This window comes from Promicromonospora alba (assembly GCF_042654905.1).
In the GTDB taxonomy this organism is placed as follows: Bacteria; Actinomycetota; Actinomycetes; order Actinomycetales; family Cellulomonadaceae; genus Promicromonospora; species Promicromonospora alba.
The window spans coordinates 222,056-244,478 of sequence record NZ_JBHSFI010000006.1 but is presented as its reverse complement, the minus strand read 5'-3'; the positions used below and the strand labels follow the sequence as shown (position 1 = coordinate 244,478).

19 protein-coding genes are annotated in these 22,423 nt (G+C 72.0%); 6 read left to right on the top strand and 13 right to left on the bottom strand.

Annotation, left to right across the window (positions count from 1 at the left end):
* Positions 1 to 14 precede the first annotated feature (14 nt).
* From ACFO6V_RS20730 to ACFO6V_RS20695, 8 genes are all read right to left on the bottom strand, one after another.
* Positions 15 to 1,298 (bottom strand): family 16 glycosylhydrolase, encoded by a 1,284-nt coding sequence (locus tag ACFO6V_RS20730; protein WP_377138751.1) that lies wholly within the window; start codon positions 1,296 to 1,298, stop codon positions 15 to 17.
* A gap of 294 nt (positions 1,299 to 1,592) precedes the next feature.
* Entirely contained in the window at positions 1,593 to 2,012 is a 420-nt protein-coding gene (locus tag ACFO6V_RS20725; protein ID WP_357511761.1) for an Hsp20/alpha crystallin family protein, read from the bottom strand.
* A 90-nt stretch (positions 2,013 to 2,102) separates the two neighbouring features.
* A complete protein-coding gene (locus ACFO6V_RS20720) occupies positions 2,103 to 3,113 on the bottom strand; it encodes a S66 peptidase family protein (RefSeq protein ID WP_377138749.1) in 1,011 nt (336 codons plus the stop codon).
* 104 nt (positions 3,114 to 3,217) lie between these two features.
* Positions 3,218 to 3,604, bottom strand: a complete 387-nt coding sequence (locus tag ACFO6V_RS20715) for a type II toxin-antitoxin system HicB family antitoxin (protein WP_377138747.1) — start codon at positions 3,602 to 3,604, stop codon at positions 3,218 to 3,220.
* Positions 3,601 to 3,804: a type II toxin-antitoxin system HicA family toxin gene (locus tag ACFO6V_RS20710; RefSeq protein WP_377138744.1), complete on the bottom strand. Its 204-nt coding sequence runs from the start codon at positions 3,802 to 3,804 to the stop codon at positions 3,601 to 3,603. Before ACFO6V_RS20710 ends, ACFO6V_RS20715 begins: the two co-directional genes overlap by 4 nt.
* Positions 3,805 to 3,901: 97 nt before the next feature.
* Positions 3,902 to 5,203 carry an XdhC family protein gene (locus tag ACFO6V_RS20705; RefSeq protein ID WP_377138742.1) on the bottom strand — a complete coding sequence of 434 codons (1,302 nt, stop codon included), beginning with the start codon at positions 5,201 to 5,203 and terminating at the stop codon, positions 3,902 to 3,904.
* Between the two features lie 48 nt (positions 5,204 to 5,251).
* Positions 5,252 to 5,737, bottom strand: coding sequence for a (2Fe-2S)-binding protein (locus ACFO6V_RS20700; protein ID WP_357511755.1), 486 nt, complete (start codon positions 5,735 to 5,737; stop codon positions 5,252 to 5,254).
* Positions 5,738 to 5,787: 50 nt separating this feature from the next.
* On the bottom strand, positions 5,788 to 8,118 hold the full coding sequence (locus ACFO6V_RS20695) for a molybdopterin cofactor-binding domain-containing protein (protein ID WP_377138739.1): 2,331 nt from the start codon (positions 8,116 to 8,118) through the stop codon (positions 5,788 to 5,790).
* A gap of 144 nt (positions 8,119 to 8,262) precedes the next feature.
* Here ACFO6V_RS20695 and ACFO6V_RS20690 point away from each other — a divergent pair, with 144 nt between their 5' ends.
* A complete protein-coding gene (locus tag ACFO6V_RS20690; protein WP_377138736.1) occupies positions 8,263 to 8,751 on the top strand; it encodes a dsRBD fold-containing protein in 489 nt (162 codons plus the stop codon).
* 52 nt (positions 8,752 to 8,803) lie between these two features.
* On the opposite strand, the gene ACFO6V_RS20685 is transcribed toward ACFO6V_RS20690, so the two are convergent.
* Complete coding sequence (locus ACFO6V_RS20685) at positions 8,804 to 9,442, bottom strand: hypothetical protein (RefSeq protein WP_377138734.1); 639 nt, start codon at positions 9,440 to 9,442, stop codon at positions 8,804 to 8,806.
* Between the two features lie 82 nt (positions 9,443 to 9,524).
* On the opposite strand from ACFO6V_RS20685, the gene ACFO6V_RS20680 reads away from it, so the two are divergent.
* Together ACFO6V_RS20680 and ACFO6V_RS20675 are read left to right on the top strand one after the other, a co-directional pair.
* Positions 9,525 to 10,781 carry a molybdopterin molybdotransferase MoeA gene (locus ACFO6V_RS20680; protein ID WP_377138731.1) on the top strand — a complete coding sequence of 419 codons (1,257 nt, stop codon included), beginning with the start codon at positions 9,525 to 9,527 and terminating at the stop codon, positions 10,779 to 10,781.
* A 55-nt stretch (positions 10,782 to 10,836) separates the two neighbouring features.
* Complete coding sequence (locus ACFO6V_RS20675) at positions 10,837 to 11,256, top strand: molybdenum cofactor biosynthesis protein MoaE (protein WP_377138729.1); 420 nt, start codon at positions 10,837 to 10,839, stop codon at positions 11,254 to 11,256.
* On the opposite strand, the gene ACFO6V_RS20670 is transcribed toward ACFO6V_RS20675, so the two are convergent.
* The 3 genes from ACFO6V_RS20670 to ACFO6V_RS20660 all read right to left on the bottom strand — a co-directional run bounded on the left by ACFO6V_RS20670 (position 11,222) and on the right by ACFO6V_RS20660 (position 15,177).
* Complete coding sequence (locus ACFO6V_RS20670; RefSeq protein ID WP_377138726.1) at positions 11,222 to 12,553, bottom strand: glycosyltransferase family 4 protein; 1,332 nt, start codon at positions 12,551 to 12,553, stop codon at positions 11,222 to 11,224. The two genes, ACFO6V_RS20675 and ACFO6V_RS20670, sit on opposite strands and share 35 nt — an antisense overlap.
* 93 nt (positions 12,554 to 12,646) lie before the next feature.
* The gene (locus tag ACFO6V_RS20665; RefSeq protein ID WP_377138724.1) at positions 12,647 to 13,918 is read right to left on the bottom strand and encodes an ATP-binding protein; all 1,272 of its coding nucleotides are present in this window, start codon (positions 13,916 to 13,918) and stop codon (positions 12,647 to 12,649) included.
* A 104-nt stretch (positions 13,919 to 14,022) separates the two neighbouring features.
* Entirely contained in the window at positions 14,023 to 15,177 is a 1,155-nt protein-coding gene (locus ACFO6V_RS20660) for a GTP 3',8-cyclase MoaA (RefSeq protein ID WP_377138722.1), read from the bottom strand.
* 57 nt (positions 15,178 to 15,234) lie between these two features.
* Between ACFO6V_RS20660 and ACFO6V_RS20655 the strand changes: the two genes are divergently transcribed.
* Positions 15,235 to 16,143, top strand: a complete 909-nt coding sequence (locus ACFO6V_RS20655; protein WP_377138719.1) for a ketopantoate reductase family protein — start codon at positions 15,235 to 15,237, stop codon at positions 16,141 to 16,143.
* 105 nt (positions 16,144 to 16,248) lie between these two features.
* On the opposite strand, the gene ACFO6V_RS20650 is transcribed toward ACFO6V_RS20655, so the two are convergent.
* Entirely contained in the window at positions 16,249 to 18,912 is a 2,664-nt protein-coding gene (locus tag ACFO6V_RS20650; protein ID WP_377138717.1) for a hypothetical protein, read from the bottom strand.
* Between the two features lie 237 nt (positions 18,913 to 19,149).
* Between ACFO6V_RS20650 and ACFO6V_RS20645 the strand changes: the two genes are divergently transcribed.
* Both ACFO6V_RS20645 and ACFO6V_RS20640 read left to right on the top strand, forming a co-directional pair.
* The gene (locus tag ACFO6V_RS20645) at positions 19,150 to 20,187 is read left to right on the top strand and encodes a LacI family DNA-binding transcriptional regulator (protein WP_377138714.1); all 1,038 of its coding nucleotides are present in this window, start codon (positions 19,150 to 19,152) and stop codon (positions 20,185 to 20,187) included.
* 86 nt (positions 20,188 to 20,273) lie between these two features.
* Positions 20,274 to 22,394 (top strand): glycoside hydrolase family 36 protein, encoded by a 2,121-nt coding sequence (locus ACFO6V_RS20640; protein ID WP_377138712.1) that lies wholly within the window; start codon positions 20,274 to 20,276, stop codon positions 22,392 to 22,394.
* Positions 22,395 to 22,423 lie beyond the last annotated feature (29 nt).

Genomic DNA, 22,423 nt, shown 5'->3' with positions numbered 1-22,423 from the left:
GGGACCGCGACGGGTCAGGGCAGCGTCCAGCGCTGGACGGTGCTCCCGTCGCAGTTGGCTATCTCGGTGCGGGTGCCGTCGGTCTGCACCCGGCCGACCGGCTGCAGGCAGCGTCCCGACTGCGGGTTACGCAGCGCCAGCGTGCCGCTGGTCGAGGCCCACTGCTGAGCCCCGGTGCCGTTGCAGTCCCAGAGCTGGACGGCGGTGCCCGCCGCGGTGCCGCCGCCGGACACGTCGAGGCACTTGCCGAGCGCGCGGACGGTGCCGTCCGTGCCGACCGTCCACTGCTGGGCCGTGTTGCCGTTGCAGTTCGCGAGCTGGATGGGCGTGCCGTTCGCCGTGGCGGCCCCCGCGACGTCGAGGCAGATGCCGTTGCTCGCCCGTACCGTGCCCGTGCGGCTGCCTCCGCCGCCCGTGGAGTCGTACACGCGCACGTAGTCGACGACCATCTGCTGCGGGAACTGCGTGGTCCCGTCGGGGTAGCCGGGCCAGTTGCCGCCGACCGCGACGTTCAGGATGAAGAAGAACGGCTGGTTGAAGACCCACGGGTTGCTGCCGGTGTTCGCCGGCGTGAAGGTCTGGTACGCGTTGCCGTCCACGAGCCAGGTGATCGAGTTGGGGCTCCAGTCGATCGCGAAGGTGTGGAAGTCGTCGGCGAAGGACCAGTTCTGCGGGTGCTGGTACGACCCGGTGATGGGGTTGGCACCCGAGTAGCCCGGGCCGTGCAGCGTGCCGTGCACCCGGTTGGGCTCGCGGCCGATGTTCTCCATGATGTCGATCTCGCCCGAGTTCGGCCACGGCGTACCCGGGAACTGGCCGCCGAGCATCCAGAACGCGGGCCAGATCCCCTGTCCGCGCGGGATCTTGATCCGCGCCTCCAGGCGGCCGTACTGCGGCTGCACCTTGCCCTTGGTCGTGAGCCGGGCGGAGGTGTAGCCGCTGCCCTCCTGGCGGGCGGTGATCACCAGGTTGCCGTTGCCGTCCAGGGCGGAGTTGTTGCGGGAGTTCGTGTAGTTCTGCAGCTCGTTGTTGCCCCAGCCGCCGGCGCCGGTCTCGAAGTTCCAGTTGGCGCCGTTGGGCGCGCTGCCCGCGGCGCCGTTGAACTCGTCGGACCAGGTCAGGGCGGCCAGGGCGGCGGCGTCCTGCGCGGCAGCGGTGCCCGACGCCGGCGCGGCCCGACCGTCGGACGCCTTGGGCGCCGCCGCGGCGGAGGTGACGAGCGAGGCCGACAGGACAAGGGTCAGGGCTGCCACCGCCGTCAGGGCGGTGCGGGTGGTGCGGTGTCTCGTGCGACGCATCGAACGCTCCTTCGCGAACATGTCTCTCCCGCCGCACGGAACCGCGCGGCGGGCACAGCAGCGGCAGTCGCGCGTGCACTCCGGTGTGTCACGGGCGATGCGTGAGTGATGACGAAACAGTGCTCACGAAAAGTAGCGGCGTCAGGCGGCGCCGCACAACGGGCAGATCGGCACATACGGGTTTTCCCCGAGTCGTCCCACGGCTGTCCGGACCCGGTTCGCGCAAGCCCGGGAACGCGGACGGCGCCCGGCCGCGGGGTGCGGTCGGGCGCCGTCGTGCGGCCGCTGAGGTGATCAGGCGGCGGTCGTGACCTCGATGCGCTGCGGCGTCGTGCCGGCGAAGACGCCGGGGACGGTGACCGTCAGCACGCCCGCGTCGTAGGACGCGGTGACGGCGTCGCCGTCCACGGTCTTCGGCAGCGTGACCGTGCGACGGAAGGAGCCGAAACGGACCTCCGAGATGCGGCGGCCCTCGGACTCCTCCGAGCGCTGGTCCTTGCGCTCGCCGCGGACGACGAGCTTGCGGCCCTCGACCTCGACGGTGATGTCGGCCGCCGGGTCGACGCCCGGCAGGTCGAGGCGGGCGACGAGGTCTTCGCCCTCGCGGTAGACGTCGGCCGCGGGCACGGGGCCCTGGGCGACGGCGGACTGCGGGCTCCACGGGTCGCGGAGCCACGTGTGGGTGAACGGCGAACGGGTCAGAACGGTGGTCATGGTGTTCTCCTCCGGATGGGATTGATGTCAGTCTCAACCTGAGTCGACCCGACTCAATTTCCGGGTTCGCCGACGGCGGACGACGACGTCTCAGTGACGCGTGATCGTCAGCCCCGTGGCGTCCGTGTTGCTCGCGTCGACCACCAGCTCCGCCTCGCCGCCGACCGGGAACGTGAGGAACGGGCTGGTGTGCCCGAAGTCCACGCCTGCCAGCACCGGCTTGCCACGCAGGGCGGGCTGGCGGGCGACGATCTCGTCGAGTGCCTCCCGCGTCACGCCCGAGCTGGCCTGGAACCGGCCGACGACCAGCCCGGTGACACCCTCGGCACCCCGCTGCTGGAGCAGGGAGGTGAGGCAGCGCGCGACGTGGGCGGCGTCGGACTCGAAGTCGTCCTCGAGGAAGAGGAGCGCGCCGTCGAGCGACGGCATGTACGGCGTGCCCTGCAGCAGGTTGAGCGTGCCGAGGTTGCCGCCGACGATCCGGCCCGAGGCCTGCCCGGGGCGCAGCGCCCACCAGCCCTCGTTCGGGACGGGGGTACGGGCGTCCTGGTCGGCGAACCAGAGGTCGTCTGTCCAGGCCTGCGCCGGTTCGACGGTGATCGGGGCGTCGTCCATGACGGTGGCGCGGAACCAGTCCCCGGTGGGCTCGAAGTGGTCGCGCATGCCCCAGCTCGACCAGTGCGGGCCCGAGTACGTGACCAGGTCGGTGCGGGCGAGGATCGCGTTCTGCAGCGCGGTGATGTCCGAGTACCCGCAGAGCACCTTCGGGTTGGCAGCGATCAGGTCGAAGTCGAGGTGGGGCAGCAGCTCGTTGCTGTTGAAGCCGCCGATCACGGTGAGGATCCCGGCGACGTCGGGGTCGGCGAACGCGGCGTGCAGGTCCGCGACCCGGTGCTCGATGGTGCCGCTGCGGAACTGGTCGTCCTCGTCGACGTGCTCGCCGAACGTGAGGGCGAGGCCCATGGCGGCGAACCGCTCGTCGATCCACCGGGTGTTGTCGTGCTCCATGATCATCGCCCTGGACCTGGCGGGTGCGACCACCCGGAGGGTGTCGCCGGAACGGAGCTTGGGCGGGACGATCGTCTGTACGTGCGCTGACATGCCCGCAGCCTAGAGCGGGGCGGTCGGCTTCGGCCTCGGCACTACCGCAAACCGCATGCCAAGTCCTGATCCCCTACTTACGGCGTCCTGATAGGTATGCGCCGCTACGCGGCACTCACGAGTTGGTGTGCGCGCTGGTGCGAGACGCCGAGGATGGTGCCGACGTCGCGCAAGGGCACGTTGTCTGCGACGAGCGCACGGGCGAGGTCGCGTGCTCGCGATGTGGCGTCAGCTTCCAGGCGTGCAGCCTCAGCGCGTTCCGCGGCAACCGTGTCGAGGACCTCGCGCACGTCAAGGCCCGCGACGCGCTCGACAGTCACGTGAACATCGATGTCGTCGAGCGGGGTGTCGAGGGTGACGGCGACGAGCTCGCGAGCCATCTGGCCAGCGTCGGCGAGGCGGCGGGACTGGGTAAGGCCGTCGATCTCAGGGACGTGGATCATCCACCAGCCGTCCTCGCGGGTGACGTTAGCCTCGTAGGTCCTTGTCATTTCGGCTCCTCACTCTTCTTGATCGCTGCAAGGATGTTGCGGTAGACGCCCGGGCTGATCTCGCGGTGTCCGTCAGGTACTGCAATGGCGACACCGCTCGGGTGCTTCCACCAGGTGTGCGACCCGGCGGTGCGGTCCTCTGTGAACCCGGCGATCTTGAGTTCCTTGATGACCTTGCGTGTGGGCTGGCTGCTGACCATGATCATAGTCAACCGTCACTAGACGTGACAAGGCAAGTCGGACTAGACGGATTAGACGAACCCTCGGATCTCGGTGATGTCGTTGTCGAAATGGCCCTCAGCCGTGGATCGGGCCGTCCGTCTCGCTCAGCGGCCGGGCCGAGGCGCCCGACCTCGCGGCGATCATCTCGGCCGCGATCGAGACGGCCGTCTCGTCCGGCGTCCGTGCGCCGAGGTCCAGGCCGATCGGGCTGCGCAGCCGGGCCAAGGCCTCGGGCGGGACGCCGTCCTCGATCAGCCGGGCCTCCCGTTCCGCGTGCGCCCGGCGCGAGCCCATCGCGCCCACGTAGGTCCCGGCCGGCAGTTCCGTGAGGGCTGTGCGCAGGAGCGGCACGTCGAACTTCGGGTCGTGCGTCAGCACGCACACGGCGTCGTGCTCGGTGACCCGCCCGGCCTCGATCTCGGCGGCGAGGTACCGGTGCGGCCAGTCGACGACGACGTCGTCGGCCTCCGGGAACCGGGCCGACGTCGCGAAGATCGGACGTGCGTCGCACACCGTCACGCGGTAGCCGAGCAGCCGCCCGGCGCGCGCCATCGCCGCGGCGAAGTCGATGGCGCCGAACACCAGGAGACGTGGGCGCGGGGCGAAGACCTGTAGGAACACCTGCGTCCCGGTCCCGGTACGCTCGCCGCGCGGCCCGTACTCCCGCACGGCGGAGGCGCCGGCGGCGATCTGCCCGACGGCGTCGGCGGCGACCGCGGCCAGGAGCGGATCCGCCGCGGCCGGGTGCTGCGCGGCCGGGAGCGGGCCTTCTGCTCGGCGATCCGCCGCAGCCCCGGGATTTGGCCCGTGGGAGGCTGAAGTCCGGGCCGAATCACTGGGTACGCGACCCGAATCGGTGCCGTCCGCGAACCGACCGGCGTCCGCGACCGTGACCCGCCGGCCCAGCGGGCCAGCGCCGGCGGCGTCCGTACCCGCGTCCGCACCCGCGTCCGTGGCGATGACCGTGGCGACGCAGACGCCCGAGGTGCGCGGGCCGCCGTCGGGCAGCGTGGGGCCGGTGCCCAGGACCTGCCCCGCGAAGGACTCGAAGTCCGGCCACGCGGCGCGCGAGAGCGGGGCGACGAACACCTCGATGGTCCCGCCGCAGGTCAGGCCCACCTCGAAGGCGGCATCGTCGGAGACGCCGTACCGCGCCAGCACGGGGCGACCGGTCTCGGCGACCTCCAGGCACAGGTCGTACACCGCGCCCTCGACGCAGCCCCCGGAGACCGAGCCGATGACCTCGCCGCCCGGCCCGACGGCCATCGCGGCGCCCGGCTCACGCGGCGCGGACCGGAAGGTGCGCACGACCGTGGCGACTGCGACCCGCTCGTCGGCGCGCCACCAGTCCAGCAGCTGCGGCAGCAGATCCCGCATGTGACACCCCTCCCGTCGCTCGCTCCCCGTGAACCGTGAACCGTGAACCTACATCTTCGCCTCGCCCGCCCGGATCGCCTCACGGATGCGCGGGTAGGTACCGCAGCGGCAGATGTTCCGGATGCCGTCCAGGTCGGCCTCCGTGATCGTGCGGCCCTCCTCACGCACCTTCCGCACCAGCGCGACCGCCGCCATGATCTGGCCGGGCTGGCAGTACCCGCACTGGGCGACGTCGCGCTCGAGCCACGCCTCCTGCATGGGGTGCAGCTCGTCGCCGACCGCGCCGACCGTGCCGGGCAGGCCCTCGATGGTGGTCACCTCGTCGTCGGGGCCGAGGTCGCCGACGGGCACCGCGCAGGGGTTGAACGCACGGCCGTTGATGTGGCTCGTGCAGGCCTTGCACACGTTGATGCCGCAGCCGTACTTGGGGCCGGTGATGCCGAGCACGTCGCGCAGGATCCACAGGACGCGGACGTCGTCGGGAGCGTCGACGGTGACGCGCTCACCGTTGACCAGGAACGTTCGGGTAGGCATGGCTCTCCTCGGGCTTCGCAGCAGTCGGCGGGGTGGTCGGCAGGGCCGGTTCAGTAGGTCCAGCGCAGGCCGTCGACCGGCGAGGCGGGCACCGGCGGGACCGTCGGCTTGACCTCGAAGTGCAGTGGCTCGTGATGATTCACGGGAAACTCGGTGGGCATCTTCCCGGTCGCCCGCGCGTACGCCGTCGCGGTGGCCGCTGCCGCCGACGCGACGGCGAGCTCGCCCGCGCCGCCCGGCTGCTCGGACGTGTTCTCCATGACGATCACCCGCATCTCCGGCGGCACGTTCCACTGCCGCGTGTACGCGTAGTTGTCCCAGCTCGCCTCGAGGAAGTGGCCGTCGCGCAGGTGCAGCGACGACGTCAGGATGATCGCGATCCCGTCCATGACACCACCGATCATCTGGGCCTCGAGCCCCTTCGGGTTCACCGTGAGCCCGACGTCGACGGCGGTGGTCACCCGCGTGACGCGCGGTCCCGTGCGCCCGTCCCGGACCTCGCGGTCCACGGTCCCTGGGCGGCAGTCGATCTCGACCAGGCAGGCGGCGACCGACTGGTACTCGGCGTGGAACGCGATGCCCTGGGCCACCCCGTCCGGCAGGGCGCGCCCCCACTCGCCGGCCTCGGCGACGGCGTCGAGGACCCCGCGGGACCGCTCGTCGCGCGCGAACTTGCGCCGCACCTGGAGCGGGTCGAGCCGCAGCCGCTTGCCGATCCGGTCGACCGTGAGCTCACGCGCCGTGGCGACGTTCGGGGAGTAGATGTTCCGCATGGCGCCGGTGTTGAACCGGCGGTCGACCTCGGAGAGCAGGTTGGTCTGGACGCCGAAGCTGTAGTGCGTGGACTGGGTGAGCAGGTAGATCGTCTCCGCCACCGAGAGGTCGCCGACCGGCAGCTTGCTCGCCACCGAGAGGAGCATCTCCCCGAACCCGTGCGAGAAGTCGGTACCGATCGAGGTGTGCCGCTGCTCCCACGTGAGCACCTCGCCGCCCAGGAGCGTCGTCCGGATGCGGTGGGTGGACGCCGGGTGCACGCGCCCCTGGCGGAAGTCGTCGGCGCGGTGCCACATCAGCTTGACCGGCACACCCATCGCCCGGGACGCCTGCGCGGCCTCGGCGGCCGCGTCGTGGAACAGCTTGCGGCCGAACGACCCGCCGCCCTGCGTGACGTGCACCGTCACGGCGGAGACGGACAGCCCGAGCTCGCCGGCGATCCAGCCCTGCGCGACGATCGGGGCCTGCAGCCCGGCCCAGATCTCGGCGGAGCCCGGCCGCACGTCGGCGATGGCGCAGTTGGGTTCGAGGGCGCTGTTGCTCGAGAACCAGAACGTGAAGTCGGTGTCGATGGTCGTGGTCAGCAGCGGGACCCTGGGCACGGCGAGCGGCAGCTGGGCGCCGCGCAGCTCGGCGAGCACGTCGGCGTCCGACATCCCGGCGACCGGACCGTCGGCCCAGTCCACCTGGAGCGCCCGGACGGCGTCCACGCACTGGCCGAACGTCTCGGCGCGCACCGCCACCCCGGTCGGGATCTCGGCGACGTGGGTGACGCCGGGCATCGCCAGGACCGCCGCGGCGTTGCGCACCGCGCGGACCGTGCCGTTCAGCGTCGGCGGTCGGCAGACCATCGTCGGCAGCGCGCCGGGGACGTCGAGGTCCATCGTGTACTTCTTGGTACCGGTGACCGCCGCGCGGGCGTCGACGCGGCCGCGCGGCCGCCCGATCACCCGCATCTCGGACACGTCCTTGAGCCGCGTCCCGATGGCGGTGGTGCGCTCGACCCGCGCGGCCTCTGCCAGGTCGCCGTAGTCGATCCGGGTCCCGTCGGGCAGCACGACGGCGCCGCCGTCGGTCCGCAGCTCGCGCTCCGCGACGCCGGTCCGGGCCGACGCCGTCGCGAGCAGCCGCGTGCGCGCCGCCGCCGCCACGGTGCGCACCGGGAGGTAGGTGGAGTGCGTGGTGTTCGACCCGCCGGTGAGCTGGTTGAACAGCAGCTCCGGTCTTGCGTCGGCGAGCGTCACGTCCACGCGCTCGACGGGCAGGTCGAGCTCCTCGGCGATGAGCATCGCCGTCGACGTGGTGATGCCCTGGCCGTTCTCCGAGCGGGGGAACGCGAACCGCACGATCCCGTCAGTACCCAGCGTGAGCGTGATCAGCATCGAGGTGGGCGCCGCCGCGAGCGTCTGGGCCTCGGTGAGGTCCAGGAGCTCCGCGGGTCCGGGCAGCGACGGGACGACCGCCGGAGCGGTCCCTGCCCGCGCGGCATCGGGTCTGGCGAGGTCGATCGCGATAGCGAGCGTTGGTGCGGCGACCAGGTAGGCGAGTGCCTGCCGACGGGAGACGCCCTGGGGCGCAGCCGTCCCGGTCTCGTTCGTGCTCGTCATCGAGTACTCCGAGGTCGACGGCCCGCGGTGCCCCCTCGCCCCGCGTACTGAACCGTGCTCAGCAGAGTAGGCCCCATCGGGGATGCCGTAAACCTGGGCGGGGGGAGATGATGGAACCGATCGCAGCGACGCGAGGAGGACCCCATGAAGGCAGCGGTTGGCGACCGGATAGTCACGGCCTCGGGAGTGGTCGGCGGCGTGGTGCGCGACGGCGTGGTGACGGAGTGTCCCCACGACGACGGCTCGCCGCCCTACCGGGTCAGATGGTCCGACACCGGCGAGGAGACGCTCGTCTACCCCGGCTCCGACACGATCGTCGACGCCCAGGTCGAGGCCGGCTCGGACGAGTGGAGCGAGCCGAGGCAGGCCAGGGCGCTCACCTGGGACGTGCGGATCACGGTGGTCGAGTCGGGCGGCAGCACGACGGCGGAGGCGACGGTGACGAACGGCCCGCCGGACGCGCTGCGCGCCGTCGGGCACGCAAGGAAGTCACCGGGGGACCCGGAGGTGCCGCTGATCGGCGACGAGATCGCCGCCGGCCGGGCGTTGCGGCGGCTGGCCGACCGGCTGCTCGCCGTGGCCGAGCAGGACGTCTCGGCGGCGGTCGGGCACCGGGCGCACGTGCACCGTTAGGCGGGTCGCGCCCCGCGCCGGGCCGGGGCATGAGCCGGGCCAGTGCACCGGGCTACGCCAGGATGCCCGAGGCGTCGAGCGCGCCCCGCACCTCGGCGTCGAGCCAGGGCACTATGCCCTCCCACGTGGTGCGCCACGAGATGCCGCTGATCCGGGTGCCGTCGGGGAACGTCTCGATGTAGTCGGCCTGGAGCACGCCGAAGCTGTCGCACCAGAACGCGTTGGCAGGGCTGCCGTCGAGGAGCTGGTCGATGCGCATCGCCGACGTCGAGACGCCGTCGGGCAGCAGGAGCGGCTGCGTGTCGGTGCGGACCAGCAGGGCCTGCCGCGTGCGCGTCGGGTCGGCGTCGTCGAGCTGGGTGTACTCGGTCCAGGCGCCGACCGTGGCGAGCTCCAGCACCAGCAGGTACCGCGCGAACGAGGGCACGCCGTCGCGCGAACCGGGCGGCAGGTCCGCGCGCTCGAACGCGACGTCGATGCCGCCGGGCTCGCGCTGCGTGGAGTAGCGCACCCAGTTGCGGATGTTGCCGTCGTACTCCACCCGCTGCCGCGCCCGCAGCACCACGTCGGGCGTCGGCCGCATGGCCAGCACCGAGTCGAGGACCCGCAGGCCGTCCGGTGACAACGAGTCCCGGCGCACGAGAGCGCCGTCGGGCGTCGTCCCGTTGTTGCTCAGCGCGTGGATGTGCATGGTCGATTCTGGCGCCGGATGCCGCCCGGGCGCCAGGGCAGCGGGTGTGCCCCGCCCGGGGCGTCCCGGGTAGGTTGCGAGCATGAGCGAGCGCGTGGACGTGGAACAGCATCGGGCCGACGTCGCAGAGCTCCTCGCGGGGCTCGCCGGCCGGCCCGCCGAGGAGGTGTCCGTCCACGAGGGGGCGCTCGGGCGGGTGCTCGCGAGCGACGTCGTCGCCCCCGGGCCGCTGCCGCGCTTCCGCAACTCGCAGATGGACGGCTTCGCGGTCCGCGCGGCCGACGTCGCCTCGGCGGGGCCCGGCGCGCCCGTCACCCTGCCCGTCGTCGGAGACGTCGCCGCGGCGCCCGGCGAGCCCGCGCCGCTGGAGCCCGGCACCGCTGTCCGGATCATGACCGGCGCGCCGGTACCCGCGGGCGCCGACGCGGTGGTCCCCGTCGAGGACACCGACCACGTGACGTTCAACGGCGTCCGTGACGACGCCGCCCAGCACGGCTCCGCGACGCAGGTCGAGATCTCCCGCGGGCGGCAGACCGGGGAGTTCGTCCGGGAGCCCGGCTCCGACGTCGCCGAGGGCGCCGTGGTGCTGCGCGCCGGGACCGTGCTCGCGCCGCACCACGTGGCGGCCGCCGCGGCCTGCGGTATCGCGCGGCTGCCGGTCCGCGTGCCGGTCTCGGTGGCCGTCGTGTCCACGGGGAGCGAGCTCGTCGCGCCCGACGACGAGCCCGGCCCCGGCCAGATCTGGGACGCCAACGGCCCGGCGCTCGCGGCTGCCGTCGTCGCGGCGGGCGGGCAGGTGGGCCTGCGCCTCGCCGTCCCCGACGACCCCGAGGTCGTGCGCACGGGTCTGGAGCGCGCGGCGGCGCTGTGCGACCTCGTGCTCACGACCGGCGGGGTCAGCCAGGGAGCCTACGAGGTGGTCAAGGACGCGCTGCCGGAGGTCACGTTCCGCTCGGTGGCCATGCAGCCCGGGGGGCCGCAGGGCCTCGGGCAGTTCGCCGGCAAACCGGTCCTCGCCTTCCCGGGCAACCCGGTCAGCGCCCAGGTCTCGTTCGTCGTGTTCCTCCGCGACCTCCTGCGGCAGGCCGGCGGCCTCCCGCCTGTGCGGCAGGTCCCCGCGGTGCTCGACGCCGTGGTCCTCTCGCCGGCCGGGAAGCGTCAGCTCCTGCGGGGACGCTGGGTCGACGACGCCGACGACGCCGGCGCGCGGGTCGCCGTCGTCGGCGGGCCGGGGTCGCACCTCGTGGCGTCGATGGCGGCCGCGGACGTGCTGATCGACGTCCCCGCCGCCGCGACTAGGCTCGACGAGGGCGCCGAGGTGATCACGTGGCCGCTGTGACGCCGAGCCGGACAGAGGCGCTCGACGTGCGCTCGACACAGACGGGGGAGTACTGATGGACCAGGTGGTGCGGGTGACGCAGGACGTGCTCGACGACGCCGTCGGGCGCGCCGTCGAGGCAGCGGTGACGGCCCCCGAGTGCGGCGCCGTGGTGACGTTCCGCGGCGTCGTCCGCGACGACGACGGCGGCCGGGACGTCACGAGCCTCGACTACGAGGCGCACCCCGACGCGACCGCCGTCCTGCAAAAAGTGTGTCAGGCGGTGGCCGCCGAGACGGGGCTGCGCGTCGCGGCGACCCACCGGTTCGGGCACCTCGTGGTGGGGGACGTCGCGCTCGTGGCCTCGGCGTCGGCCGGGCACCGCAAGGAGGCGTTCGAGGCGTGCTCCCTGCTGGTGGAGCGCATCAAGGCCGAGGTGCCGATCTGGAAGAAGCAGCAGTTCACGGACGGCGAGTCCGAGTGGGTCGGTTTGTAGCGATCCGGCGCATGCGCGTGGCCGCCCGGCGGACCGTGTCGCTGCCGGGTATCCGGTCCGGCAACAGCTCGGGGAGCCGGGCCGGATGCATCCGCTGGGTGAGGTCCCGCGCCGACTGGAGCGTCAGGCTCGGCATCGACAGACCGGTCACGGTGAAGGTGGTCAGGCTCGGCACGCTCAGGTTGATGGCCGGCAGCCGCTGCATGCCGCGCCGCCAGATGCGCTCCCGCACCGGCGGGGGCGGCACGTCGAGCTGGGCGTAGAAGGTCTCGGCGCACGCCCGCCAGGAGAAGAGCTCGGCGTACCGGCGCGTCTCCTCGCGTGAGCAGTCCAGCGCGGCCAGGCAGGCGGCGCGCAGGTCGTCGTCGACGGCGCCCGCGCCGGACCCCGGGATGAGGTCACGCGGACCGGGCGCGTCGAAGCCGGCCACGGGGGTGCCCGACGCCATCGCCTCCAGGATGACCAGGCCGAACGTGTCGGTGCGGCTCGGAAAGACCAGCACGTCGGCGTCGGCGAAGTGCTGTGCCAGGTCCTCGCCCGAACGGCGTCCCCGGAAGTGCGCGTCGGGGTGGCCCGCCTCCAGGTCGGCCCTGGCCGGTCCGTCGCCGACCACCACCTTCGAGCCCGGCAGGTCGAGGTCGAGGAACGCCTGCACGTTCTTCTCGACGGCCAGCCGCCCCACGTACAGGAAGACGGGTCCGGGCAGGTCGCTGTACACCCCGCGGCCCCGTCCGGGTTCTGCCGTCGCCGCCCGTCGATCGGGGTGGAACTGCTCGGTGTCCACGCCGAGGCTCCACGGCGTCACGTTGCTGATGCGCCACCGGGTCAGCTGCGCGCGCATCGTCGGCGTCGTGACCAGCACGGCGCCGGACTTGCCGTGGAACTTGCGCATGTACCCGTACCCGGCCCACAGCGGGATCCACGACCAGCGGGCCGTCAGGTACTCGGGGAACTGCGTGTGATAGCTGGAGGTGAAGGGGAAGCCGAAGTGGTCGCAGACGGCGCGCGCGTACCAGCCGAGCGGACCCTCGGTGGCGATGTGCACGGCGTCGGGCGCGAACTCCAGGAACCGCCGCTCCACCTCGTCGCGCGCCATGATGGGCAGGCGGATCTCGGAGTAGGTGATCAGGGGGATGGTCCGGTAGCCGTCCCACGGCGTCACCATCTCGACGACACAGCCCATGCGGCGAAGCTCGGTGACCGTGCGGGAGAGCGCCGTGGCGACGCCGTTCACCTGCGGCTCCCAGGCGTCGGTCACGATCATGATGCGGTGCGGCCGTTCGGTCGCTGTACTCACGCCGAAATTCAACCACGCCCGGACATCGCCCCTGACCACCGGGGACCGGTCAGCCGCCTATGGAGCCCATGCTGCGCTCGGTGGGCGTAGAGGTCAGGGTCCGAGCAGTGCCAGGGGCACGACGGCGACGCCGTCCGGCCGGCGGTAGGCGAACTCGCCGGTCGTGATGACCACTCGGTCTGCCAGACGGTCACCGATCTGATCATGGAGCCAATTGAGGTGCCGTACGTCCTTGTCGGTGATCGTGGCCGCCAGCTTGACCTCGATCGCGACGACTTGTCGGTCTTCTCCTTCGACGATCAGATCCACCTCGTGATCAGTGTTCTTCGTGCGGAGGTGGCCAACTTCGGCATCGATTGCTCCTGCGTAGACCCGCACGCTCTGTGCCGTGAGCGACTCGAAGAGTGCTCCGAGCCAGGTGCCTGTCTGCGCCGAGACCCGTGTTCCCTCGCCGCGTAGCAGGCCAGGTTTGCCGACCCCGACCAGGCGAGCGGCGAGCGCGGGATCGACGAGGTGGTGCTTGGGGGCGTGGGTAAGACGCTTGAGAGTGTTGAACGTAGGTATCCAGGCTGGAATCGGGTCGAGAACGAAGATTCGTTGGAGATGCTCGCGGTAGGAGTCGGCGGTGGGACGTGTTGGTTTGTCGTTCTCTCCTGCCGTCGCGGCGTCCAGGATCGTGGAGTACGACGCATCAGTGGCCGTGGCAGCACCGTAGGCGGTGAGCCAGGACTTGAGAGCGTTCGGTCGCCGGACGATGACGCCGTTCTCGGGGAGCTCTCGTTCTGCAATCCGTGTCACGTAGCTGTCCAACTGGATCCTCCGGGCGCGCTCCGGAAGCTCTCGAATACCAGGGAACCCTGACCTAAGGATCTCGTCGGTATACGTCGGTAGGTCGGTGGCTGTGCGGCCGGTGATCTCCGGCTGTCCGCCCTGTAGCAAGGCCCCAAGGGAGACGGTCGGCTCGCCCAGGCCTCGTTCGGAGAACGCAAGAGGCCGCATCGGGAAGCTGACGATGCGCCCAGCTCCGGAGTGGATTCTCACCCTGGGTGGAATACCGGCTGATCCGGCAAGCAGGAACTGTCCGCCCGCACTGTTGTCGTCGACGGCTCGGCGCACTCGGTCCCAGATGGATGGTTCGAGTTGCCACTCGTCGATGAGTACGGGAGGCGGTGCCTGGACCACGTAGTCGGGGTTGCCTGTGAGCACCTCGCGCTGGCGGGGTTCGCTGAGCGTCAGGGTTGTCGTCGCTCTCTGGCTGGCCGTAGCTGTCTTCCCCACGCCCTTGGCTCCCTCAAGGGCGATTGCGGCCAAGTCAGGGAACAGTTCATCGAGGACGTCGTCGACGATCCGGCGCTGGTATGCCATACCTCGAATCTAGCAGTTGGACGACGTCCTATTTGTAAACTCGACGAGGTTCTACTTTGCAAATGGACGAAACGCCAATATGCATCTCGACGCCCTCGGCCGACTCAGCCGCCGATCGCACCCATGCTGCGCTCGGTCTGGGCGAACGCGTCGGCGGCCAGCTCGACGGCGTCGCTGCCGTGCGCGCGGGGCTTGGCCCACATGGCGGCGCGCCAGGCGTCGCCCACCTCGTCGTCCGTGGCACCGGCCCGGAGCAGGGCCTTGAGGTCCGTCTCCTCGTTGCCGAACAGGCACGAGCGGACGGTGCCCTCGGCGGTCAGCCGGGTGCGGTCGCACGCCCCGCAGAAGGACCGGGTCACGGATGCGATGATGCCGACGGTCGCCGGACCGTCGTCGACCAGCCACTCCTCGGCGGGGGCCGACGGGTCCTCGCGGCCGGCGGGCGTCAGCCGGAAGCGGGACTCCAGCACGCCCAGCAGGTCGGCGGCACTCACGACGTCGTCGCGTGTCCACTGCCCGTCCGCGTCGAGCGGCATCTCCTCGATGAAGCGCAGGTTGCAGCCGTGCTCGACGGCCCACGCGAGCAGGTCGGCGGCGCCGGTCAGGGTCTCGGGCAGGAGCACCGCGTTGATCTTGACCGGCGCGAGGCCGGCGGCCAGGGCCGCGCGGATGCCCTTGAGCACGTCGTCGAGGCGGTCGCGGCGGGTCAGGGTCGCGAACGCCTCCCGGTCGACGGTGTCGAGCGAGACGTTGACGCGGTCCAGCCCGGCCGCGACCAGCGCGTCCACGCGCTTGTCCAGTCCGAGCGCGTTGGAGGTCATGGCGATGCGGACGCGTTCGGCCGACGTCGGTGCGCTCGCCCCGCCCGGCGTCGTGCCCTGGCGTGGCGCGGCCATCGCGTCGTCCGCCGCCGTCCGCGCCGCGCCGATGATGTCCTCCAGGTCGCGCCGCATGAGCGGCTCGCCGCCGGTGAACCGGATGTCGCGGATACCGAGGTCGCGCACGCCGATGCCGACCAGCCGGCCGATCTCCTCCGGCGTCATCAGCTCGTCGCGCGGTACCAGCGGCAGGCCCTCGGCCGGCATGCAGTACGTGCAGCGCAGCGAGCAGGCGGTGGTGATCGAGACCCGCAGGTCGCGTGCGACGCGCCCGTACCGGTCCACGAGCAGCGGTGTCGCGGGGCGTGGGCGGCCGCCTGGCGTGGCGGCGCGCCGGGGTACGCCTCGCACCGACGGGACCCCGAGCGCAACAGCTGCCATGTCCAGAGGGTAGACCAGCACGAATCACCGGCCGCAGGGCTGCCTAGCATGTGGCGCATGACTGACAACCTCATCGCGGTAATCGGCCCCGGCGCGATCGGTGGGCTCGTCGCGGCCATGCTCCAGCAGGCAGGGCACGACGTCGTAGTGGTCGCCCGAGAGAAGACCGCCAGGCAGGTCACCGAGCACGGGCTCGACATCGAGACCGACGAGTTCGGGACATGGCACGCCCCGCTGCGAGCCGCGACGGAGGTTCCGCGTGGTGCGCGCGTCGTCGTGGCGGTCAAGGCGGAGGGGGTGGCGGACGCCGCGGCCCTGCTCACGGGCACCGCGCCCGTCGAGGTGGTGTCCCTGCTCAACGGCCTGGACCACGTCGACGTCCTGCGCTCGGCGCTGCCCGGCGTGCGGGTCGTCGGCGCCACCATCGCGGGCGAGACGCTGCGGACCGGCGCGGGCGGCTTCGGCCCGGCCCTGGTCCGCCACCGGGGGACCCTGCTGCGGGCGGTCGTGCCCGACGACGCCGCGGAGCTCGGTCTGGTCGCGGCGCTGCGGGACACCCCGATCGAGGTGCTCACCGGCGGGACCGACACCGAGGTGCTGTGGAAGAAGCTGCGCTTCCTCGCGCCGCTCGCGCTGCTGACCTCGGCCTGGGGGACGGCCATCGGGGACGCGCTGACCCGCGACCCGGACCTGACCACCGGGCTGCTGGCCGAGATCGCGGCGGCGGCCACCGCCGAGGGCGTGCCCACCACGGGCGAGGACCTGCACGGGATCCTGAGTGGCTTCCCGGCGTCGATGCGGTCCTCGCTGCAGTCGGACATCGAGGCCGGCCACGAGGGCGAGCTCGACGCCATCGGCGGTGCGGTCCGCCGCCGGGCCGCGGCCCACGGCATCCCGACCCCGATCCTGGACGACGTCATCGGTCGGATCGAGACCCGGGCTGCCGCCGGCGCTCATCCAGCCTGAGCCGCGGACGGCCCGCGGGGACCTGTCAGAAACCCGCGGACGTGTCAGACGTGCAGGTCACCCGGGTGACCTGCACGTCTGACACGTCAGCGGGTTTCTGACAGGTCAGCGCACCCGGGTCGTCGTCGGCGTCCCGACGACCAGCGGGGCTACCGACACCCTGTCGATGTCCGGGGCCCAGGCCGTCGGGTTGCCGAGCCGCAGCTCGCCGGTACCCGTGGTCAGCGTGACCGGGATGGTCCGCTGCCAGAAGCTGTGCCACGAGTACGTGTACCGGAAGTACGCGGAGCCGACGGGCGCCGCGTCGTCGCCCTCGGTGACCACCACCTGCCGGTCGACCACCTGCGGGTTGTAGTCGTGCTGCCCGGAGGTCTCGGCGTTCGCGTAGTGGACCACCACGTCGTAGTCGCCAGGCGTGTCGAACCCGGCGCCGCGCGGGACGGCGATGTGGTTGCCGTTCCCCTGGCCGACCCACCCCACGTACTTGCTCCCGGAGGCGTTGGTGCCCGACGACGGGTCGAGGCTCACCACTGCGGCGTCGCCGCGCAGGGTCAGGTCCTCGGCCTCGAACGTCGACGCCGCGACGTCGCCCTCGGCGGCCCGGGTGACGGTCACCGACTTCACGCGGGCGCCGCGGGCTGAGCGCAGCTCGAGCTCGTTGATCCCCTCGTTGAGGTGGGCGCGGACGGTGGTGCGGCGGTGGCCGCCGTTCGGGACCCGCACGTCCGCGAGGACCCGGTCCCCGAGCTCCAGCCGCAGGTCCGACGCCCCGGCGGTGTGGTACTCGACGGCGACGTCGTAGTAGCCCGTCTCCATGGCGGTGACGTACGCGTCGGCCCGCTGGCCCTTGCCCGTGACGGCGCCGAAGCCCCGCGTGCCGGACTGCCAGCTCAGGCCCGCGCCGCCGTAGTAGCGCAGGGTGCTCGCGGGGTACGTGGTCGGCTCACCGTCGGTGACGTCGGTCAGCACGAACTTGTCGAGCGTGATGTCCGAGTTCGGCAGGACCTGACTGCCGTCCCGGCTTGCCCGGACGGACAGGACGTGGGTGCCCTTGCTGAGCTCCACCGCGACCTCCGTGCTGCCGCGGTACTGCCACCGGGCCGTGTCGGTCAGCGCCAGGTCGGCCGTGTACTGGATGTCGTCGCGGTGCGCACCGTCGACGAACAGCGCGTGCCTGCCGGGCTTGCCCGGCGTGGCACCGATGACCTGGAGCCGGTACGTGCCGGTGCGGGGCACGGTGACCGTCCAGTCCGCGGCCGACGTCGGCTGGTTGAACGACCCGACGTCCTCCCCGCCCGAGGCGAGGAACTTCCAGCCGCCGTTGCCCTGCGGGTCCTGGGCGTAGGTCCGGGCCGCGGTGATCGAGGTGTCCTCGGCCTCGATGCTGGTCGTCCACACCGGATCCACGGCGACCGTGCGGTCCTGCGCCGGGGTGACGACCACCTGGTAGGCGGCGTACCGGTCGTAGGTCGGCACGGTGAGGTCCAGGGTGCCGTTCTTCGCGACACGGGCCCCGTCGACGGCGTGGACGACGCGGGGCGTGCCCGCCAGGCCCTCCGCACCGGTCAGGGTGACCTCGCGGACCTCGACGTCGACAGTCTGGCCGAAGACGGCGGGGGAGAGGCCGCGCAGGTCGAGGCGGACGTCGGAGTCGGTGCCGCCGTACAGGACCGTCGCCCGGCGGTTGGCAGCGTCGATCGCGCCGATGCCCTGCAGCGTGTCGGCGACGTCCAGCTCGGGCGGCGTCACCCGGACGGTCTGCGAGCCGGCCAGGTCGCCGTACCACTTGAACATCCACCAGCCGCCGTTGGCGCCGTTGGGCCGCGCGCTGTTGTCGGAGAAGTTGCCGGCGTAGTTCCAGTAGGCGGTCTGCGAGTCGACCTTGGCGTCCTCGAACATGGAGAACCACTGGATGAGCTGGCCGGGCACGCCCATGTCGCGCAGCATGCCGTACTCGGTGATGTTGACGTGGATCGGCGCGACGCCGAGCTCGCGCTCGAGCGCGCGGTAGTCCGCGAAGTGCGACCGGAACGTCGCGAGGTTCTCGATGCCGAGCTCGTGCCAGATGAAGACGTCGGGCAGCACGTCGTTCTGCTTCGCGAAGGTGAGGAAGTCCCGCGACCGCTCGGGCTGCCAGCGTGCGTCGCCGGGGCCACCGATCCGGGCGGGCGCCAGCCCGTGGCGGGCGTAGACCTCCTGGATCTTGTCGTGGACCGCCTTCCAGTCGGAGAGGAAGGTGTCCCGCAGGTTCGGCCAGTTCTGGTACCAGATGCCGTCCGGCTCGTTGAACGGGATGAACAGGTACTCCTCGGGGTGGTCGGACTGCGTGGCGACCACCTCCACCATGAGCTCGACGACCTCGAGGTAGTCCCACACGCCGTTGGGCTCCTCGACGTACTCGCCGGTGGCCTGGTCGTAGGTGCGCACGTCACCCACGCGCACGCCGCGGTGGTACGGCCAGTCGGGGTAGTGGTCCTGGATGTAGATCGCGAGCTCCTCGCCGTGCTTGGCGAAGAACCCGTCCTCGACCTTGAGGATGTCCCCGCTCGGGTGCTGCGTGCCGAACGGCGGCTTCTGCGAGGAGTTGGTGATGTGCGCGCCGTTGATGAGTGCCTGCGTGGGCGCGCCCTCGTCGCCGAACCCGTAGAGCGTGCCGGTGGCGCCGCCCCGGAAGTCTCCCGTCGTGGCCCCGAAGTCCACCGTGAGGCTCTCGGGTTCGGCAGCCGCCGGCTGCGCGACCGTGAGTGTGGTTGCTACCAGGGCTGTCACCGCGATACCGCTCCATCCTCGTCGCTGTCGGGACCACTGCCATGATCGCTGACGGGACGTCCGCCGCGATCCGTTCTGATCTGCGCTATCAGGAATGCTCACCTGGGTTCCACTCCTTCGTGGATCGGGACCGGGATCGCGTCAAGGACGCGGTGCGGGGACTATGAAAGCGCTAATCATCGGAGTTTGGCAAGGGTGTCCTCCGGCGGCTGCCGGGTTTCGACGTAGCCTGGCCCCGTGGAACCTGACCGCCCGATGAAGCCGCCTGTCATCGCCGACGTCGCGCGCGTCGCCGGTGTCTCCGTCCCGACCGTCTCCCGCGTGCTCAGCGGTTCGGTACCGGTGGGCCCCGAACGCCGCGCACGCGTGATGGCGGCGATCAAGGAGCTGGGCTTCCGGCCCAACGGCGCCGCCCGGGCGCTCGCGACCGGCGGGCAGCCCATGATCGCGGTGTTCGCGGGCAACACGACGCGGTACGGCTACGCGTCGACGCTCCAGGGCATCGAGGAGGCCGCGCGCCAGGCCGGCTACATGGTCGTCATCTCCGTGGTCGAGACCGACGGCAAGCGCACGGTCGACGCCGCCATCGACCACGCCCTCGGCCAGCCGATGGCCGGCGCCATAGTGCTCGAGTACGACCCCCCGGGCGTCGCGGCGCTCGCCGCGATCCCGCCGTGGCTGCCCGTCGTCGCAGCGGCCTCGGGCCGGCCCGCGGACGAGCAGGTGGCGCACGCGTTCATGGACGACCGCTTCGCCGCCGCGCGCGCGACCAAGCACCTGCTCGAGATCGGGCACCGCACCGTGCACCACGTGGCGATCCCGTCCCCGGGCCGGCCGAGCGCCCGCCTGCTGGGCTGGCGCGACGCGCTCACCGAGGCGGGTGCCCCGGTCCCGCCCGTGCTGTACGCCGACTGGTCGCCGGACTCCGGCTACGACGCGGGTACCCGGCTCGCCCTCCAGCCGGAGGTCACTGCGGTGCTCTGCGGCAACGACGAGCTCGCGATGGGCCTGACCAAGGGCCTGGCCGACGCCGGCCGGAGCGTGCCCGGGACGGTGAGCGTCATCGGGTTCGACGACCATCCGCTCAGCCACCTGTGGACGCCGCCGCTGACCACGGTGCGCCAGGACTTCGTCCGGCTCGGGCAGAAGGCGTTCCAGCTGCTCAACGCTCAGATCGACAGCGGGACCGTCCCGGCGTCGGTGCGTTTTGTCCCCGATCTGATCCTGCGCTCCTCGGCCGCACCGCGTGCCGACCGGGCCCTCGACGCCCGATGAAAGCGGTTGCGGCGCGCTAGCGCCCCGAATCCAGTGCTACCGGACGGAGTCTTGCGCTCAGTTCTGATATGCGCTTTCATGACGTCGTGCAAGGAAGCCAGCCGACGACGGCGAACCATCACTCAGCAGCGACGCGAGTAGTCCTCTGGTCCCAGGACGGGGCCGAGCTGGCGCTCGTCCTGCCCGTCGACGCCCCGGCGGCCTTGTCGACGGCCGCCGGCGTCGAGACACCGACCCAGCCACTGGTCGAGATCCTCGCGGTCGGGCACGGCCGGGCCAGCGGCAACACCCGCAACACCGCGACCGCGATCGGCGCCCGGCTGCGGGTGCTGGGCCACGACGTGACGGAGGTCGGCGGCTGGCGGACGGTCCGGGTCTTCCAGGGCGACGCAGCCACGACGCTGCACGTCACCTCGCACCTCCGGGTCCGCGAGGACGGCGCCTCGCTGCAGTCGTGGACGACGGTCCGGAACGACGGCTCGGCGCCCCTCGTGCTCCAGGCCGTGTCGTCGCTGGTGATCGGGCGTCCGGTCGGGACCGCTCCGGTCGCCGGCACGTCGACACTGGAGGGCTACGGCGAGTGGGTGGGCGAGAACCGCTGGGCCTGGACGACGCTCGCGGACCAGGCGGGGCTCGTCGGGCTCGACCTGCCCGCGCACCAGCACCAGGACGCCCGCGGCTCCCGCAGCCTGGTCAGCACGGGCACGTGGTCGTCCGGCCGGTACAACCCGGCAGGCGTCGTCCTGGCCGACGGGGGGCCCGCGCTCGCCTGGCAGGTCGAGCACAACGGCGCGTGGCGCGCGGAGCTCGGCGTCCGCCTGGACGCCCGGGACTCCGATGTGCTCGTGCTCGGCCTGTTCGGCCCCACCGACGACGACCACGCCTGGACCCGCGTCCTGCGGGCGGGCGAGTCGTTCGACACGGTGCCGGTATCCGTCGCGGGGTCGGCGGGCTGGCAGGAGTCGCTGGCCGAGCTGACGCGGCACCGCCGCGCGCTGCGCCGCAACCCGCGCCGTCCCGTCATCGTCTTCAACGACTACATGAACACGCTCATGGGCGACCCGACGACCGCCAAGCTGCTGCCGCTCATCGACGCGGCGGGCCGGTCCGGGGCCGAGTACTTCTGCATAGACGCCGGCTGGTACGACGACGGCGGCGACTGGTGGGACTCCGTAGGCCTCTGGGAGCCCTCGGTCACGCGGTTCCCCGACGGCGGCCTGCGCCGCGTCGTCGACGCGATCCGCGCCGCCGGGATGGTGCCGGGGCTCTGGCTCGAGCCCGAGGTCATGGGCGTGCGCAGCCCGCTCGCGGAGCGGCTGCCGGACGAGGCGTTCCTGCAGCGCCACGGCGTCCGGATCACCGAGCACGACAGGCACCTGCTCGACCTGCGGCACCGCGACGTCGTCAAGCACCTGGACGAAGTGGTCGACCGCCTGGTCGAGTGCTTCGGTGTCGGCTACCTCAAGCTCGACTACAACGTCACGCCGGGGGCGGGCACCGACCTGGACGCCGACAGCCCGGGCGACGGCCTGCTCCAGCAGAACCGTGCGCATCTCGACTGGATCGACGGCGTGCTCGCACGGCACCCCGACCTGGTGATCGAGAACTGCGCGTCCGGCGCCATGCGCTCGGACTACGCGCTGCTGTCCCGGCTCGACCTGCAGTCGACGTCGGACCAGCAGAACCCCCTGCTCTACCCGCCGATCGCCGCCGGGGCGCTGGTCGGCATCGCGCCCGAGCAGGCGGCGAACTGGGCCTACCCGCAGCCCGACATGACCGACGAGGAGATCGTCTTCACCCTGTGCACGGGGCTCGCCGGCCGGCTCTACCTCTCCGGCAAGCTGCACGACATGACGCCCGAGCAGGCGGCGCTCGTCGCCGACGGCGTGGACCTGGCGAAGCGATGGACGTCCCAGCTCGTCGACGCCATTCCGTTCTGGCCGCTCGGCCTGCCGGACTGGACCGCCCCGCTCGTGGCCTCCGGCCTGCGCGGACCCGACGAGTCACTCGTTGTCGTCTGGTGGCGCGGGACCGAGGGCACGGAGCTCGAGCTCGACCTGCCCGCGGGAGCTGTCGACGTCGCCTACGGGCCGCCCGCCGACGGGTGGCACGTCGACCGCGACGGGGACGACGGCCCCGTCCGTGTCCAGATCCCCGCCGGCCCCCAGGCCCGCGTCCTGAGAGTCCGGCACGCCGGGCTCGTCTGACCATCGGGGCCGAACGGCCCCGCACGACC